Annotated in this window: 12 protein-coding genes and 1 riboswitch; of the genes, 7 read left to right on the forward strand and 5 right to left on the reverse strand. The window is 47.4% G+C overall.

From position 1 onward, the window contains the following. The 5 genes from Q1Q15_RS20725 to Q1Q15_RS20745 form a co-directional block, all read left to right on the forward strand. Positions 1-193: hypothetical protein (locus Q1Q15_RS20725; protein ID WP_300464254.1), on the forward strand; the 193-nt coding region annotated here is incomplete at its 5' end. A gap of 9 nt (positions 194-202) precedes the next feature. Next, positions 203-976 (forward strand): ABC transporter ATP-binding protein, encoded by a 774-nt coding sequence (locus Q1Q15_RS20730; RefSeq protein ID WP_300464255.1) that lies wholly within the window; start codon positions 203-205, stop codon positions 974-976. 4 nt (positions 977-980) lie between these two features. Further along, complete coding sequence (locus Q1Q15_RS20735; protein WP_300464257.1) at positions 981-2,033, forward strand: ABC transporter permease; 1,053 nt, start codon at positions 981-983, stop codon at positions 2,031-2,033. A gap of 273 nt (positions 2,034-2,306) precedes the next feature. Further along, a complete protein-coding gene (gene der / locus Q1Q15_RS20740; protein ID WP_300464258.1) occupies positions 2,307-3,755 on the forward strand; it encodes a ribosome biogenesis GTPase Der in 1,449 nt (482 codons plus the stop codon). Positions 3,756-3,760: 5 nt separating this feature from the next. After that, the gene (locus tag Q1Q15_RS20745) at positions 3,761-5,083 is read left to right on the forward strand and encodes a replication-associated recombination protein A (protein WP_300464260.1); all 1,323 of its coding nucleotides are present in this window, start codon (positions 3,761-3,763) and stop codon (positions 5,081-5,083) included. Positions 5,084-5,109: 26 nt separating this feature from the next. Here Q1Q15_RS20745 and Q1Q15_RS20750 read toward each other — a convergent pair whose 3' ends face one another. Continuing rightward, positions 5,110-8,220 (reverse strand): trypsin-like peptidase domain-containing protein, encoded by a 3,111-nt coding sequence (locus tag Q1Q15_RS20750; RefSeq protein WP_300464261.1) that lies wholly within the window; start codon positions 8,218-8,220, stop codon positions 5,110-5,112. A gap of 169 nt (positions 8,221-8,389) precedes the next feature. Beyond that, positions 8,390-8,494: riboswitch (TPP riboswitch) on the forward strand. A 61-nt stretch (positions 8,495-8,555) separates the two neighbouring features. On the opposite strand from Q1Q15_RS20750, the gene Q1Q15_RS20755 reads away from it, so the two are divergent. After that, entirely contained in the window at positions 8,556-9,629 is a 1,074-nt protein-coding gene (locus tag Q1Q15_RS20755; RefSeq protein WP_300464263.1) for a thiamine ABC transporter substrate-binding protein, read from the forward strand. Next, a complete protein-coding gene (locus tag Q1Q15_RS20760; protein WP_300464265.1) occupies positions 9,608-11,278 on the forward strand; it encodes an iron ABC transporter permease in 1,671 nt (556 codons plus the stop codon). Before Q1Q15_RS20755 ends, Q1Q15_RS20760 begins: the two co-directional genes overlap by 22 nt. A gap of 197 nt (positions 11,279-11,475) precedes the next feature. Here the strand turns inward: Q1Q15_RS20760 and Q1Q15_RS20770 are convergent, their stop codons facing one another. The 4 genes from Q1Q15_RS20770 to Q1Q15_RS20785 form a co-directional block, all read right to left on the reverse strand. Then, the gene (locus tag Q1Q15_RS20770) at positions 11,476-13,896 is read right to left on the reverse strand and encodes a chemotaxis protein CheA (RefSeq protein WP_300464266.1); all 2,421 of its coding nucleotides are present in this window, start codon (positions 13,894-13,896) and stop codon (positions 11,476-11,478) included. Positions 13,897-14,007: 111 nt separating this feature from the next. After that, positions 14,008-15,927: a methyl-accepting chemotaxis protein gene (locus Q1Q15_RS20775; protein ID WP_300464268.1), complete on the reverse strand. Its 1,920-nt coding sequence runs from the start codon at positions 15,925-15,927 to the stop codon at positions 14,008-14,010. 29 nt (positions 15,928-15,956) lie between these two features. Further along, entirely contained in the window at positions 15,957-16,490 is a 534-nt protein-coding gene (locus tag Q1Q15_RS20780; protein WP_300464269.1) for a chemotaxis protein CheW, read from the reverse strand. Further along, positions 16,483-16,872, reverse strand: a complete 390-nt coding sequence (locus Q1Q15_RS20785) for a hypothetical protein (protein ID WP_300464271.1) — start codon at positions 16,870-16,872, stop codon at positions 16,483-16,485. Before Q1Q15_RS20785 ends, Q1Q15_RS20780 begins: the two co-directional genes overlap by 8 nt. Between the last annotated feature and the right edge of the window lie 106 nt (positions 16,873-16,978).

The raw sequence follows: 16,978 nt of genomic DNA on the forward strand, positions 1-16,978 counted from the left end.
GTGTAAAAACGAAAAGATTGAATGCAGCTTTAGACCCGAAATATCTGGAGGAAGTCATGTTCGGCTGACCATTGCCAGTTACCAAGACCATAGGGACCTTATAATATTTACTTGCGTTGGCCCTGCACTGAAAATACCCTTGCTTGCCATTTTCGATAAATTTGATTATCATGTGAAAAATTTTATGGATTGAATCGAGAAAATGCAGACTTCAGATACACTGGATAATACACCGTCAATGTCAGACCCATCAATTATTATAGACGTCCAAAATATCAAGAAAAAATACAATGGGCATACGGCCGTAAGTGGTATTTCCCTTGCCATTGCCCAGGGCAGTTGCTTTGGCCTGCTGGGACCCAACGGTGCCGGGAAGACCACCACCGTGGAGATGATGGAAAATATCATTGACCAGGATTCCGGGAAAATTTTTTACAAGGGCGGCCCGAGGAACAAAACCTTTAACCAGGAAGTCGGTATCCAGTTCCAGCACACAGAACTGCTGGCATTTTTAACCGTGGAAGAAACCTTAAAGACGTTTGCTGCGTTTTATGATACCCCTCTACCGGTGGAAGACATGATTGCCCTTTGTATGCTGGAAAATATTAAAACAAGCCTGAACAATAAAATATCCGGTGGTCAGCGCCAGAGACTGTTACTCAGCCTTGCCCTGTTAAATGATCCAGACCTTATTTTTTTGGATGAACCCTCCACCGGCCTGGATCCCCAGGCCAGAAAGCATATCTGGGAAATCATCCGGGACATGAATCAAAAGGGAAAGACCATTATTCTCACCACCCATTATATGGAAGAGGCAGAAACCTTGTGTGATACCGTTGCCATTATGGACAAGGGTCGTATCATTGCCCAGGGATCTCCCCAAAGTCTCATAGATACCCATTGTCAAGACATGGACGGCCCCTGGAACCTGGAATCCGTCTTTTTAAAACTAACGGGTAAGCGGCTGAGAGACTAAAATCATGAATTTTAAAAGAATGTGGGCCTTGTTTGTGGCCAGGAATTTTGAGTTTATACGAGACCGGGCCGGGTTCGGCTGGAATATTCTCTTCCCGTTTTTAATTGTGGCCGGATTTGGTGTGATGTTCAGTTCAGATTCCCGATCAGAGTTCAAGGTGGGGGTTTTCCCGGTGGTACCGGATCAGATGGTTGTCACGGATCTTGAGATCCCTGAACGGCTTAAAACCTATGATTACATCAAGATTGTTCCGTTTGAAACCTATGATGCCGCCGTGGACAAGCTCTTGCACCACAAGATCGACATGCTGCTGAAAAATAGCGGCCCGAAACTTCACTACTGGATCAATGCGTCCTCCCCCAAGGGAGCTGTATTGGAGAAAGTGGTCAAGGAATCTGTCATATCCGAAGACATGTTTGCCGAAAGAATGGTCAAGCAGCAGGTCAAGGGCAAGCAGATCCGGTATATTGACTGGCTCTTTCCGGGCATTCTCGGGATGAACATCATGTTTTCTTCGCTTTTCGGGGTGGGGTATGTCATTGTTCGATACCGGAGAAGCGGGGTGTTAAAACGATTGAAGGCCACTCCCGTGACCGCCTTTGAATATTTGACCGCCCAGCTGGCCTCCCGGGTGTGGATCATGCTGTGCACCTCTTTTCTGGTCTGGTTTGGATGTGATCTTTTGTTCGATTTTCAGATGGAGGGATCTTACCTGGATGCTGCGGTTATATTTCTGGCAGGCACCCTGTGCCTTGTCTCCCTTGGACTGATCCTGGCCTGTCGGGGGACCAATGAAGAATTGACCAATGGCATTATCAATTTTATCTGCTGGCCCATGATGTTTTTGTCTGAAGTCTGGTTTTCCCTGGAAGGGGCATCTGAATGGGTGAAGAGTATCGCCCGGGTGTTGCCCCTGACGCATTTTTTATCGGCAGTCAGAAAAATTGTCAATGATGGTGCCACCCTGGCAGATGTCTCATCTGAACTGGCCATTCTCCTTGTGATGAGTGTTGTCTTTTTGACCATCGGTTCCCTGCTGTTCTCCTGGACCAAATAAAAGCAATTTGCCGGCACACGCTCAGCAATTCTCATTATGGCCATAATTAAACCGGGTCAGGCTTGTGTTATTGTACTTTTGGCCTTAACCCGGACAATTTTATAAAGACTGCACAGCCAAAGTGTCAATAACGCAAGCCTGACCCATTGTCCGGCGACTATTACGTCTTATATGTAATGTGAATTGCTGGCACAGGATCATTCCTATTTATAAATAATTCAATATATTGTATAAACCAATAAAGACGTTGGTTTAATTTTCGGAGGTTAACATATGAAACCGGTTGTGGCCCTTCTGGGCAGACCCAATGTGGGGAAATCCACATTGTTTAACAGGATAATTCGCTCAAGACAGGCCCTTGTTGACGATTTTCCAGGTGTAACAAGGGATAGACACTATGCAGATGCACAGTGGAACGATATTGACTTTACCGTGATCGATACCGGTGGATTTTTAAGTTCGGATGATGATTATTTTGCCGTCCGGATTAAGGAACAATTGACGGCTGCAGCAGACCAGGCAGATGTCCTTATTTTTATTTTAGATGGCCGGGCCGGATTATCCCCCTATGACAGGGAGCTGGCGGATTTTTTACGCCGGATGGCCAAACCGGTATTTTACCTGATCAATAAAATAGAAAATTATTCCCAGCACAATGAGTTGTCCGAGTTCTATTCCCTGGGTATTGATCATTTCTACGAGGTTTCGGCCGAGCACGGCATTGGGGTGGGGGATTTTTTAGATGACCTGGTGGCGGCGCTGCCGAAATATGAGCCAGTGGCAGATGACGATGAGACAACCATCAAGATTGCCATTGTGGGCCGCCCCAATGTGGGAAAATCTTCCCTTGCCAACCAGCTGTTTGGTGAACAGCGGGTGGTGGTGGATGAAAAGGCCGGTACCACCCGGGATGCCATAGAGTTGGCTGTTGAGCATAAGGGCAGACAATTTGTCCTGGTGGATACCGCCGGTATCCGGCGCAAGGGCAAGGTCACCCAGAAACTTGAAAAATTTTCCATCCTCAAGGCATTAAAAAGCCTTGACGAGTGTGATGTGGCCTTGATTCTGATTGATTCCGATGAGGGCATTACAGACCAGGACATCACCATTGCCGGATACGCTGAAGACAGGGGGTGCGGCGCCATGTTCCTGTTCAATAAATGGGATCTCCTGGACAGGGACCGGAAAAGTGTCAAAAAATATATGGAAGACTTGAGGTATAAGGCAAAATTTTTATCCTATGCCCCTGCCATGACGATTTCCGCCCTTACCGGACAGCGGTGCCATAAAATTCTGGATGAAGTCGTTACCATTCACAACGAATATTGCCACCGGATTAATACCGGCGTTTTGAACCGGATCATTGGGGATGCGGTTTACAGGGAAGAACCCTCGTTGCATAAAGGCAAACGATTAAAATTCTTCTACGCCACCCAGGTGGCGACAAAACCACCCTGTTTTGTCTGTTTTGTGAATTTTCCCGGGGCGGTTCATTTTTCCTACAAGCGCTACCTGGTCAATCAGTTGCGCCAGATGATTCCGTTGTCAAAAACCCCCATCAAGCTCTTATTCCGGGAAAAGACGGGCAAGATTAAATTTTCCGGGGGATCCAGGGAAGATGAAAGAATTTTCAAGAAAAAGAAACGACAGATCACCCGAAAAGGCCAGCAGAGAAAAGAACAAAGCAAGCGAAAACGAGAAAGGGATACAGACAGCGCTTAAAAAACATGGATCTTTTTGAATCTCATCATTCCCGGGACGATGCGTTAACCCGTCCCCTGGCGGACCGGATGCGCCCCATGACCCTTGATGCGTTTGTGGGCCAGGGGCACCTGGTGGCAAAGGGAAGTCTTCTCCAGAAAGCTATAGCAGATGACAGGGTGTTTTCCCTTCTTCTATGGGGACCGCCCGGATGCGGAAAGACAACCCTGGCCGGAATTATTGCCAATGAAACAAAATCTGAATTTATTAAGATATCCGCTGTTCTGTCCGGGGTTAAAGACATCCGTGAGATCATTGCAACTGCCAAAAAGATGCGGGCGTTGTATCAAAAGCGAACCCTCTTGTTTGTGGATGAAATCCACCGGTTTAACAAGGCCCAGCAGGATGCCTTTCTTCTTCATGTGGAAAACGGGTTGATCACCCTTGTGGGGGCCACAACGGAAAATCCTTCTTTTGAAGTGATTCCTGCCCTGGTGTCCCGATGCCGGGTGTTTACCCTGGAACGTCTTGAAAAATCGAGTATTCTAACCCTTTTAAAACGGGCATTAACCGATCCGGAAAACGGCCTCGGGCTGTCCCGGGCCAGACTGTCGGATGACGCCCTGGACCATATTGCCCGGGTATCTGACGGGGATGCCCGGATTGCGCTGACCAATCTTGAAACCGCTGTGCTGCATTTCGCACAAAAAGCGCCCATTACGGTTCAGGATGTTGAGACCGCCATTGAAAAAAAATCATTCTTGTATGACAAGGCGGGTGAAGAACATTACAATCTGATCTCCGCCCTCATTAAAAGCATGCGGGGCAGTGATCCGGATGCCGCGATTTACTGGCTGGAACGGATGCTGATGTCCGGGGATGATCCCTATTTCATGCTCAGAAGAATGATCCGGTTTGCCACAGAGGATATTGGCATGGCAGATCCGGGGGCATTGACCATGGCTTTGAACGCCAATGAAAGCTTCCGGATACTGGGTCATCCCGAAGGGGAGGATGCCCTGTTTCAGGCAGCGGTTTATTTGGCCACCGCTCCCAAGAGCAATGCCGTGTATGCCGCCCATAAACAGGTAAAAGAAGTGATCCGGAAAACCGGTTATTCACCGGTCCCGCTTCACATCCGGAATGCCCCCACAAACCTGATGAAAGACCTGGGGTATAAAAAAGGGTACAAATATGCCCATGATTATACGGAGGGCTTTGTCCCCCAGTCCTATCTGCCGGATGAACTTGGGCACCAGCGGTTTTATTACCCCACTGACCGGGGATATGAGCGAACCGTAAAGCAGCGTCTGGATGTCTGGATCAAATTAAAACAGGATAAGGATTGACAGGTCCGGCTGGATTAAAAACAGCATCAGTTATGGGGCTGCCTGATTTTTTTGATCCTGCCCAGGGCCAGGTCATATTCGTTCCAGTCATCCAGATAGGAACTTAAGGCCTCCCGGTAATGGTGAACGGCTTTTTGTGTGTCTTGGTCGGCTTCTGCCCACAACCCCAGTGCAGTATGCAGGGTGATCAGTCGTTCCGGTGCCTTGCCGGCAAGCTTAATGGTCCTGTCCTCATCTGTTTTCATGATCAGGTGTTTGATGATAATGCGGTACCAGTGGGTATGGATCGCCTTTGAAAATTCTGTCAAATGGTCCAAGGCGGCCTGATTTTTCCCTGAAAGTTGCAGCAGTTCGCCTTTTAACAGCCCCAGGCTGAGACTTAACGCTGTTTCCCGGGAGGGCAGCTGAAAATATTGATCAACCGCGTCAACCGCTGCTTGCCAGTCACTGTGGGCGGCATGGAAAAAAGCGACATTTCCAATCAGGGTTCGGTTTTCCGGTGCCAGTTCAAGTAATTGGTCATAGATCGGAATTTTTTTTTCGTACGGGAGAAGGGCCGACTCCAATTGGCCCATCAATGTGAGGATCACCTGCCGCTTTTCCAAGATCTGCTGTCTGTTTTTTTTGGCTTTCTGCCGGAAAACATCCCTGGCTTTTTGATGGGCCAATTTGTCTTCCAGCACTGTGGCAAATCCGTCCTGGATATGGGAAAATCGTGAAAAAGAAAGATAATACACCCAATCATTGATATCGGCAGCTAAAATCGACTGTTCAAACGAGTTCACAGCCATATCCAGGGTATTGTTTTCTTCTGAAATAAGCCCTTCAATGAACAAACGCCAACTTTTTTCAGCCAGGCTTTCAAATTCCATGAATCCCGGGTCCATTCTTTTCCTTTGGTTTAATACGGTTGCCAGGTACCCTAGAAATTCATCTTCTTCATACCAGGCCATGGCAAACAGATCTTTTGTAAGGTCAGTGATCTGGTCCTGTCCTGAAACCCAGTCAATCATGTAGAGCATCAATTTTGACGTGGTGTTTTCCGGTTCAATCAGCGAAAGGGTTTTGAAAAACTGTCTGCTTTTATCCATATCCCGGGTGCAGAAATTCAGCATGCCTGCGGCAAACAGCAGAACAGGATCATTGCTTGTTTTGAGCATGGTTTCACTTAATTCTGCCGCTTCTTTGAACTTGTTTTCAAGCGCCAGGCCGGTAATCTGTTCCATTTTTAATTCCAGGGAAAAATCAATCCGGCCATCCCATTTGGGCCGGCCTGCTTTAATGGATTCAATAAATCGTGCCGGTCTTGAAATCGGCAGGATGAGGCCAAAATCTGACAGGGGTGTTGTCACCTTAAAATAGCCGGGTGTCTGATCGGCTATCACGCCGGAGGCAATCCCGATGACATGACCCTGGTCATTGATCGCAGGTCCACCACTGTTACCCTTATAAATCGAGGTGTCCACCTGGATAATTTCTTTGGAGGTCCTCCTGACATATCCCCTTGTGATGCTGGTATTGATATGGTCATCCTGTGTCAGGTGTCCCAGGGGGAATCCCAATATGACGACGGGTGAGAGGCGCTTGATGTCCTCGGGCGCTGTTACGTCTTCAAGAGGCAGTGGTTTCAGGTGGGGGGGGAGGGTATCAATTTTCAAGACGGCAAAATCATTTTTAAACGGGGATTTTATCCGTTCGCCGGTTTTGGCGGACGACCGGGGAACCCCGACGATTCTCAGGTTGCCCGGTCCGTTACTACTGTATGCCGAAGACAGATAATAGGCATCTGACAATTCCGGGCTGGTCCTTAAGGCCGGCAGCCGGTTAAAGGCTTTTTCCCCTTCAAACCACAAAAACATCCGGTAATCAAATTCAATGGGTTTTTTTAGTGTAGCAGACTGGTTATACGCCTGGAAAAGGAAAGGATCATCAAGCCAGGGGCAGGCCACATGGCGGTTGGTTAACAGGTATCCCCGGCTGTCCACCAGAAAGGCGGTGCCCTCCACCTTGCTGGTATAGACGATCTCGGTGCCATCCGACAGCCAGTATTCCACCATGATAAAGGCAACAGAACCGGCATAGACGTCTATGAAATCAGAAACACGGGTTTCTCGCTTGTTTTTATCAAAATGGACATACAGCCATGAGACAGAGCTCGCGGCAACAATTCCCATCATAATGACCACCAAAATCACCACCATTTTTTTAAACCATCGCAATTCTTTAACCAGACCGGTTTTTTTTTTATGGGCAAGGGATTTCGGGGGTGAATCGGGCAGCCGGTCCAGAATCCCTGCCAGGGCCGAGACCACTTTGTCCATGGTTTGAGGCCGCAGGTCCGGGTCATCCGACAGCATGATTTTGATCAGAACGGCCAGTTCCGGGTCAATTCCCTTTAATTGATCTACCTTTGCGGAAAAATCTTTCAGGTTGGGGTCAGCAGATAACATCTCAACAAAAATTTTCCCGAGAGACCAGATACCGCTTTTAAAATCAATGGCCTGTTGATTGATGATGTCCGGGTGGCATTCCAGCAGTTTTTCCATCATGGGGCCATGGTGGGTTGCCCTTGCGTTTAAAAATCGGGAGAGCTTGTAATTGATTTTAACCTGGAGATTTTTTGTCTTTTCTTTGGGAATCAGGATATCGTCCAGAATCAGGTACGGCATGAAATGATCCTGTCGATGCAACAGCGCAAGCACAGAGGCGATATTGTGAAAAAGGGTGACCATGTGGCGGGGGTCTTTCAATACCCCGGACATAAAGATAGACCCCCAGTCTGCTGCATCAACCCATTCGCTGACCCGGTACCAGAGCCCTTCACTGCTTTTCTTGATGGCATAATGCTCGACAAAGTGTTCTGACGGCAGTCGTTTGAGCTCTTCCAGCTCTTTTTCAAGCCGAAGGGCCACCTGATCATCTACACCTGATTTTTCTGTAAACAATCGGATGGATACAGATGGTTCACCAGTGCCTTTTACGGCTTTACAGACAAGAGATGCCTGACCTTCATGGATAATGGCCTGAATCCTGTAATCATCTATATAGGTGATGCCGCCCAGGGTGGGGCTGCCACAGTCAGGGCAGGTGGTAACCTTTTCAGAGAGAATTTGTCCGCATGATTTGCACTGTTTCATAAAAAGGCCTCTTTGTTGAAGTTATCCGTCTGCATGAAGACGGATGCAACCTTTCTCTTCTACCATAAAGTGCCCGGCAGAAATAGTCAAGAACGGCTGAAAGATCCGATCCCGATCAAATCTATTGCTTGACAGGTTTGGAGAATCGGTCTATTCAGGAGAGCAGGGAAAAGATTTGTACGGGAGCATGCGTTTCATGCTGAGAGGGAGTTGGCCCGACCGTTCATAACCTGATCCGGGTAATACCGGCGGAGGGAACGAATTTACCTTTAACCATCCTCTGATGATCCAATCTTTTTTGTCAGGGAATGGTTTTTTTGTTGGGAGAGAAGAAAATGAAAGTCAAGTATGTCTTATGGGTGTTTAGTGTGCTGATGGTCAGCCTTCTGGCCTGCTCAAACCAGGAGCAATCCCAGGAAGTACCCCAAATACAAGCAACAGCACTGCCGGTTATCACCATCATGACCCATGACAGTTTCAGTGTCAGCAAAGCGCTTGTTTCCGCCTTTGAACAGACGGTTCAGGCCAAACTGGTCATCCTGAAATCCGGTGATGCCGGTGAAGCACTGAACAAGGCGATTCTGTCAAAAAACAATCCCCTGGCAGATATTTTCTACGGGGTGGATAATACGTTTTTAAGCCGGGCTGTGGCAGCAGATATGTTTGTTCCCTATGCCCCTTTGCATCTGGATGCCGTGGACAATGCCTTGAAACTGGATCCGGAAAACCGGCTGATTCCCGTGGATTTTGGCGATGTCTGTATCAATTATGATATCTTCTGGTTTAAGGCCCATCATCAAGTGCCGCCGGTCATGCTGGAAGATTTAATCAAGCCTGAGTATAAAGGCTTGACCGTTGTTGAAAATCCGGCAACATCGTCTCCGGGCCTGGCATTTTTACTGGCCACCATCAGCCGGTTCGGTCAGGACGGGTATCTGGCATATTGGCAACGGCTGAAAGCCAATGACGTCCTTGTGACCAACGGCTGGAAAGAAGCCTATTGGGGACACTTCACGGCAGCCTCGGAGGGGGATAAACCCATTGTGGTCAGTTATGCCTCCAGCCCGGCAGCAGAGGTTTTTTATGCTGAAACAAAACCGGACCAGGCGCCCACAGGCGTTATGATCGAGAACGGATCTGCTTTTCGACAGATTGAATTTGCCGGTATTTTAAAAGGGACATCCCATCTTGCCCTTGCCCGGAAGGCCATGGACTTTATCCTGTCAAGGCCATTCCAGGAAGATATCCCGTTGCAGATGTTTGTTTTTCCGGCCAATGGCACCGCCGTATTACCGGCGGTGTTTCAAAAACACGCCCGTATGACAAAAACACCCGCGCTTCTGGCGCCCCGGTTAATTGATGACAAACGGGATGTCTGGATCAGGGAATGGACCGAAACGCTGCTTTAGTAAAACCCGGGTTCCATATCCATCCGTACGCCCTGGCCGGATTGGTTCCGGCCGTTTTTTTCCTCGTGTTTTATTTTTATCCCTTGTCCGGGATTTTTTTAAAAAGTTTTTTCCAGGAAGGGAGAATGGACCTTTCTTTTCTGGACCAGGTCTTCTCCTCAAAACGGATAATGAAAATTATAGGGTTTACGGTTTGGCAGGCCGGGCTGTCTACGCTGTTAACATTGGTCTGTGCGCTGCCCTGTGCTTTTGTCCTGTCCCATTATGCCTTTAAGGGGAAACGGGTGATTAAACTGCTGGCATCCATTCCCTTTGTCCTGCCGGCAGTGGTTGTGGCAGCAGCGTTTCAGGCCGGATTTGGAAAAAATGGCGGGTTGTTCGGGATAAAAATAGACCACCCGTTGGTGTTAATTCTTCTGGCCCATGTGTTTTATAATTTTTCGGTGATGTTACGGATTTTGACCGGGTTCTGGTCTTCTCTCCAGGGGCGGATCAGGGAGGCGGCCATGATGCTGGGGGCAGGACCTGTGCAGGTGTTTCTAACCATTACCCTGCCCTTATTAAAACCGGCCATCTATGCTGCCTCAACCCTGGTGTTTATCTTCTGTTTTTCCAGCTTTGGCATTATCCTGATCCTTGGGGGGCCTTCGGTTTCCACCATTGAAGCGGAAATATACCGCCAGGCCGCCCATTTGTTTAATCTTCCGGTGGCCTCTTTTCTGTCGTTGATTCAAATCGGGTTTACATTTGCCCTGATGTGGGTGTATACCTCGTTTACCCGAAAGGCTGTGCGGTTTTCCCCGGATGCGGAACAAGCAAATCTTAAGACACCGGTTCTGGTGTGGGAAAAACTGATCATCGCAGGGGTGATTCTCTTTATCCTCCTGCTGTGCGTTGCCCCGTTACTGGCCCTTGTGATCAAATCATTGACCCATAACGGCCAGTGGTCATTTGTCTTTTATACCGCATTGTTTGACAACCCATCGGATTCCATTTTTTATATTCCCCCGTTTCATGCCATCAAATTTTCGTTTCTGTTTGCCGGCACGTCTCTTGTGATCGCCCTTGTCACCGGGGTTTGCGCTGCCGTGTTCATCCGGTTTTGTGACCGACGATTCAACAACCAATGGACCGCTTTTTTTGATCCCATTTTTATGTTACCCTTGTCCACATCTGCCGTCACCCTGGGATTCGGCATTATTATTACCCTGGATAAACCCCCTTTGAATTTGAGGACCTCTATTTTTTTAATTCCCATTGCCCATGCCCTGGTGGGATTTCCCTTTGTGGTAAGGGCGATATTGCCGGCCCTGCGATCGATTCCCCAGCAGTTTACAGATGCGGCAGCCATGCTCGGGGCATCTCCTATGACCATATTTAAAACCATTGATCTGCCCCTGGTTGCCAGGGCCCTTGTGGCAGGGGCCATTTTTGCCTTTACCATCAGCCTGGGGGAGTTTGGGGCCACCATTTTTACGGCAAGACCGGAAACCCCCACCATTCCCCTGGCCATTTATCGATTCCTGGGTCAGCCCGGGGCAATGAATTATGGACAGGCCATGGCCATCTCCGCTATATTGATGGTCATTACCGCCATGGGGTTTGTTGTGATTGAAACGTTTAGAATTGACAGTTCAGAAGGATTTTAACTTTTTTTTTGATATCCGCTGGGGGTAACCATTGACAGACCGTGTTCAAGTCCATGAAGATTTTCAGACATTCCCACGAAAAAGTAGCCACCGGGATTCAAAGACTTGCACAGGCGGATGACAACCTTTTGTCTTGTGGGTGAATCAGAAATATCAGATGCATGGATCGTGAAGGTAAAGGAATTGGCCAGCTCCGGTTACCGTTTGGATACCAGTTTGAAAATGCCATGAATGTCAAGAATCAGTCCCACCTGCCCGTCAGCAAGGATAGCCCCCCCGGCAAGGCTTTCTAAATCCTCAAGATTTTTGCCAAGACTTTTGATGACATATTCGTCCTTGCCCAACAGCTCATCAATTAATAAGGCTCTTTTTTCATTCTTTGACTCAACCACAACAACAAGGCTGTCCCAGACAGATTTATTCTGACGGCTGGTGTTGTAAAGTTCACTCAATCGGATGACGGGAATCAAATTCCCTCTGTCCCTGACCATTTCATTTTTTCCTTCCACTGTAAAACAGTCTTCCTGGTCAGGCTTAAAGGCTTTCTGGATGGCCATGGTGGGAATGATATACTTTTCCTGGTCAACCCTCACCAGCATTCCATCAATAATGGCCAGGGTGAGGGGCAGGCTGATGGTAAATTTTGTTCCCACCCCTTTTGATGATTTGATATTCAGCTGTCCCCTGAATTTTTCAATTCCATCCTTGACCACATCCATTCCAACGCCTCTACCGGATACATCAGTGATCTGTTTTGCGGTGGAAAACCCGGGCTGAAGAATCAGATCGTAAATTTGCGCATCCGTCATCTGTTCATTTCCGGTAATCAGATCAGTGGCTTTTGCTTTTTCCAGAATTATGTCTTTATCCAGTCCTTTGCCGTCATCTTCGATTTCAATGATAATATGACCGCCTTTGTGATAGGCCCGGAGAATAATCGTCCCCTGGGAAGGCTTTCCCTGTTCAAGACGATGGGAGGGGTGTTCAATTCCATGATCAACAGAGTTTCGGATCATGTGCACCATGGGTTCATACAGTGCATCCACCACATTCCGATCGATTTCAGTCTCTTCCCCCACCATGTCCAGGGCAACCGTTTTTCCGGATTTACGGGAAAGATCCCTGACAAGCCGTATCATTTTCGTGAACGTGGTTTTAATGGGAATCATTCTCATGGACATGGCAATATTCTGCATATGGGTTACAATCTGGCCGAGTTGTGACACATTCTGACTCAAAGAGGGGTCATTTGAGGTCTTCTGTCTCAGCATGGATTGGGCAATGACAAGCTCTCCTGCATAATCCACCAGGTCATCCAGCTTTTGAGTACTCACTTTTATCTGGGAGGCTGTTGGGTTTTTGGGCATGCTTTGTTCCATAAGGGCTGAGGCCACTTGTTTGGGTTCTGTCTGTTTTCCCTCAACCAGTATTTCTCCGATCTTTTTTTCCGGATTTTCTGTCTGGAATTCAAGGGCCTGGTTAAGCTTTTCCCGACTGATGGCCCCTTTTTGAACCAGTATTTCTCCCAAAGGATGGCTATCCCCCCTGGTCATGGCCATCTGGATGTTTTGAAGTTTTTCCCTCAAGACACTAACATTGATATCCTCATCCGGCTGTTTGATCCTGGTTTCAGTACTCAGTTTTACCCTGGCTAAAAGGGCTTTCAACATGTCCACGGCTTCCAGAATGGCATCTGTTGCCATATCATCGATGACAAGGTCACCGCTGCGGGCACTGTCCAGAAGGTTTTCCGTGGTATGGGCCAGTGTGTTTATTTTTTTCAGGGATAAAAATCCGGAAACCCCTTTAATGGTATGAAACGGGCGGAAGATATCATTGATGATATCCTTGTTGGACGGGTCCTGTTCCAGATCAATCAGGCTGACTTCTATTGTATAAAGGTTTTCCTCCGCTTCAGATACGAAATCAATGAGGATCTCCAGATCGTCGTCTGATATTTTTTCCGGTTCTTTTTGGGCATCAATTACCGGGATTTTTTGGGAGTCTATTTTTGGATCGTCTTCCTTTTGTGTGCTATTTTCACGGGTCTTTTCCTGTTCAAGGCCGGTATTTAATATGTCCAAAACATCTGAATATTCATACCCAAAAATTTCCCCTTTTTTCAGATGACGCATAATGGACTTTAATAGTAGCACGCCTTGTTCCAGGGGGGCTGTTGCAGGGATGTTTTTCAGTATCATGAATTCTACATACCGTTTACAGGCAAGGCCAATCTCATGGAAAATGGCGAACTCTTTCTCTTCTGACCGGTCAATCAGCGTATCCAGGGTATTGAGCATTTCACCCAGATGGGGGATATCTCCAGGACAAAATTCAACCATCAGATGGGAAAATGTATCAAGATCTTGTTGAAGTTGATCCAGGACAAGTTTCGCTTCTTCCGGATCAGGGGGCAAGGCCTTTGAAATATCTGTTATCATTTCTCTCGTCTTTAAAATTTCGTTGGCCTTACCGGTCAATGAAACTTCCATACATTTTCCATGGAGCCGTTTGAGAATCGGCAACAAGCAAGACAACGTTTCCGGCTCCTTTGGGTCTGCCAGAATAAAATCACAAGAGATCGTCTCCATTAAATTTTGAATAATTTCAACTGTCATAACATTGCCTTTGTTTTTTGCATTTTCCGGGACTACCGGGGGGGCATCATTTTATCACTGCAAAGGGCACAGGGCATCTGGGCAGATCCCCTGTGCCGGGGATTCATTAATTTAAAAATTTTCAAAATTATCGTCATCGTCAAAGGGAATGACCTGATCCGGTCTGACTTCATTGGGTCTTGAGGATAGTTGCTGTCTTTTTCTCACCGGCCGGGCAGGATGATGCGGAACAACGAGACGCGTAGTTTTTTCCGTGGTTATTGCCGGGGTCCTCTCATGGGTGCCGGAAATTACCCTGACCAGGTCCCCCAAATATTCCTTGAGCTGCTCTGCCTGGGCATTCATTTCCTCAGATGCGGATGCGGATTCTTCGGCAGTGGCAGCATTCTGTTGCACCACCTTGTCCATTTCCGACACCGCAATATTCACCTGCTCAATTCCCTTGGACTGTTCACTGGATGCTTCGGAAATCTCAGCCACGAGATCTCCAACCTTTCCGGCACTGACGGCAACCTTGCCAAAGGAGTCATTGGACTTTGATACAAGTTCTGACCCTTCTTTAACCTTTTTAACGGTTCCTTCAATGAGTTGGGCCGTATTTTTTGCGGCGTCCGCAGCTCTCATGGCAAGATTTCTCACTTCGTCGGCCACCACGGCAAACCCTGCCCCGGCTTCACCGGCCCGGGCAGCTTCAACCGCTGCATTCAATGCCAGAAGATTGGTTTGGAAGGCGATTTCATCAATGGTCTTAATAATCTTAGATGTCTCTTCGCTGGCCTTGGAAATATCTTCCATGGAGTGCGTCAGTTGTGTCATGGAATCATTGGCCTCAACCACCAGATGCGCGGCGTCTTTCATCAAATTGTCCGCATGTTTTGCATTTTCAGCATTTTTCTTGGTCATGGACGACATCTCTTCCATGGACGAGGAGGTTTCCTCAATGGACGCGGCCTGCTCAGACGCCCCTTCGGCCAGGGACTGGCTTGATGAGGAAACCTGGCTTGATGCGGCTGCCACCTGGTTGGACCCCTCACCTAGTCCCGCGATAATCCGGTTGATGGGCAATGTAATGCTACGGGAGAACCAGAGTATGCCCATAAGGGTTATGAACAGAAAAATTCCTCCGGCAATCAGAACTAGATTTCGAATGGCATGGACCGGACCCATAAATTCTGCTTCATTCTGGGTCACTCCAATACTCCAGCCTGTCATTGTCACCGGCGCATAACCGGCAATTTTCTTGATACCCTTAAAAACATAATGGTCCACACCGGATTTATGGGCCAGCATCTGGCTTGTTATGGATTCCATACCATTGACCTGGCTAAGGTTCAGTACAAGGATATTTTCTGTGTTGGGATGGGCAATGGTAAGGCCGGTCTTGTCCATCATAAACGGATAACCGGTCTGGCCTATTTTTACTTGGCTAATTCGTTCAGACAATATATCCAGCTTGAGCACGGCTCCGAAGATACCGACAATTTGGCCGGCACTGTTTTTTACAGGTACCGCCACCACGAACACGGGTTTACCGCTGGCCTTGGATTGCACCGGTTTGCCAATGCTGATCTTTCCGGTTTTGGCTGAAATAAAATAATCCCTGTCTACCACAGATAATTTTTTTGCCCGAAGGGCACCGCCCAAGCTGTCCGATACGAGCAAACCACGGGTATCCGCGATAAACAGAGTATCATAGCTGCTGCCGATCTGTTCAAAAACCGTTACGAAAAAACCGTCCACAGCCTCTAATTCGGCACTGGTATTATCCATCCCGTTTTTTGACAGCTTGTCGAGCGCATCCACTATTATTGGCACAAGGGCCATCTCCCTGGCCAGCTTGACTTCCTGCTCAATGGTCACATCTGTCATGGCTGCCAGATTTTCAGCGACTTGTGCTGCCTGTCCTTTTGCAGCGGTCACCAGTGCTTTTGAGGATTGATTGATTGAAAAGATACCCACAACCGCCAGGGGAACAATAACCGCTAGAATCCCGCCAAAAATTAATTTGAATTTAAGTGATCGTTTTTTCATTTGTATCCGTCTCCATTTAAAATTTTTATTTAATGATTTTTGTAATTTTCATTTGCCGTCTGATCCAATGAGGACACTTCATCTGCATTCAACACCCGGTTGATATCCAGAAGAATTTTGACGTCCCCTTCCATTTTGGCCATCCCCAGAATATACGATGCATCCAGATTGGCGCCAAAATTCGGGGTGTCCTCAATATCCCGGGATCTGATATTTAAAACTTCGGAAACCGCATCCACTACACAGCCCATATGGATATGGCCGGCGGCCCCCTGGATCTCCACAACAATGATGCAGGTCCTGTCTGAATACGCTGTGGCCGCCATCTTGAATTTAACTCGAAGATCTATTACCGGAATGACTTTCCCTCTAAGATTGATGACGCCTTTTACAAATTCAGGTGTCTGGGGGACCGATGTGATGGGCATCATTCCAATGATTTCCCTGATTTTTAAAATACTGATCCCGTATTCTTCCTTGGCCAGAATAAAGGTCAGGTATTTGCCCTCCCTTTCTGCCATGACCTTTACGGCCTGATTCATTGTTTCCATCGACTCAGCCATGTTGCTTTTTCTCCTTTGTTTTTTTTAATATTTGTTTTAAAACAGAGGCGACATCCTGCAAATCACTGTCAACATAACTGACAAAACTGGGTTTCAATTTACACCCCAATGCAAGTGTCTGTTTTTTTCTGTCAGGCAATATCAAGATGATCTTGATATCGTCAAAAAGTGTGCCCATCAAATTGAATTCAACCAGGTCATTTATAGAGGCAATCCAAAGGATAACCACAGACAGGTTGTTCAATGGTTTTCGGAGTATTTGAAACAGACCCTCAATTGAAGTGCAGGTTTTAATCTTTATTCCATTGACTTGTGCATGGATGATGGTTTCGAGATGGTCTCCCATCTTGTCTATCCCTTTCGCATACAAAACTGTTTTCATACCGCATTCCCCTTGTGCCGTTCCGTCTTTGTTATTGAAAAAGAGGTTGTTGATTTATATTCAGGTATAGCAGAAAGCATGCCACGGGGTGGCATCTTTAAAATTT

The sequence above is a fragment of the Desulfobacula sp. genome (genome assembly GCF_030145145.1).
Taxonomy (GTDB): domain Bacteria; phylum Desulfobacterota; class Desulfobacteria; order Desulfobacterales; family Desulfobacteraceae; genus Desulfobacula.

Excerpts from the sequence above, each read along its gene's own strand:
- Q1Q15_RS20730 (WP_300464255.1), top strand. The coding sequence starts at position 203 with ATGCAGACTTCAGATACACTGGATAATACACCGTCAATGTCAGACCCA.
- Q1Q15_RS20735 (WP_300464257.1), top strand. The coding sequence starts at position 981 with ATGAATTTTAAAAGAATGTGGGCCTTGTTTGTGGCCAGGAATTTTGAG.
- der (WP_300464258.1), top strand. The coding sequence starts at position 2,307 with ATGAAACCGGTTGTGGCCCTTCTGGGCAGACCCAATGTGGGGAAATCC.
- Q1Q15_RS20745 (WP_300464260.1), top strand. The coding sequence starts at position 3,761 with ATGGATCTTTTTGAATCTCATCATTCCCGGGACGATGCGTTAACCCGT.
- Q1Q15_RS20750 (WP_300464261.1), bottom strand. The coding sequence starts at position 8,220 with ATGAAACAGTGCAAATCATGCGGACAAATTCTCTCTGAAAAGGTTACC.
- Q1Q15_RS20755 (WP_300464263.1), top strand. The coding sequence starts at position 8,556 with ATGAAAGTCAAGTATGTCTTATGGGTGTTTAGTGTGCTGATGGTCAGC.
- Q1Q15_RS20760 (WP_300464265.1), top strand. The coding sequence starts at position 9,608 with ATGGACCGAAACGCTGCTTTAGTAAAACCCGGGTTCCATATCCATCCG.
- Q1Q15_RS20770 (WP_300464266.1), bottom strand. The coding sequence starts at position 13,896 with ATGACAGTTGAAATTATTCAAAATTTAATGGAGACGATCTCTTGTGAT.
- Q1Q15_RS20775 (WP_300464268.1), bottom strand. The coding sequence starts at position 15,927 with ATGAAAAAACGATCACTTAAATTCAAATTAATTTTTGGCGGGATTCTA.
- Q1Q15_RS20780 (WP_300464269.1), bottom strand. The coding sequence starts at position 16,490 with ATGGCTGAGTCGATGGAAACAATGAATCAGGCCGTAAAGGTCATGGCA.
- Q1Q15_RS20785 (WP_300464271.1), bottom strand. The coding sequence starts at position 16,872 with ATGAAAACAGTTTTGTATGCGAAAGGGATAGACAAGATGGGAGACCAT.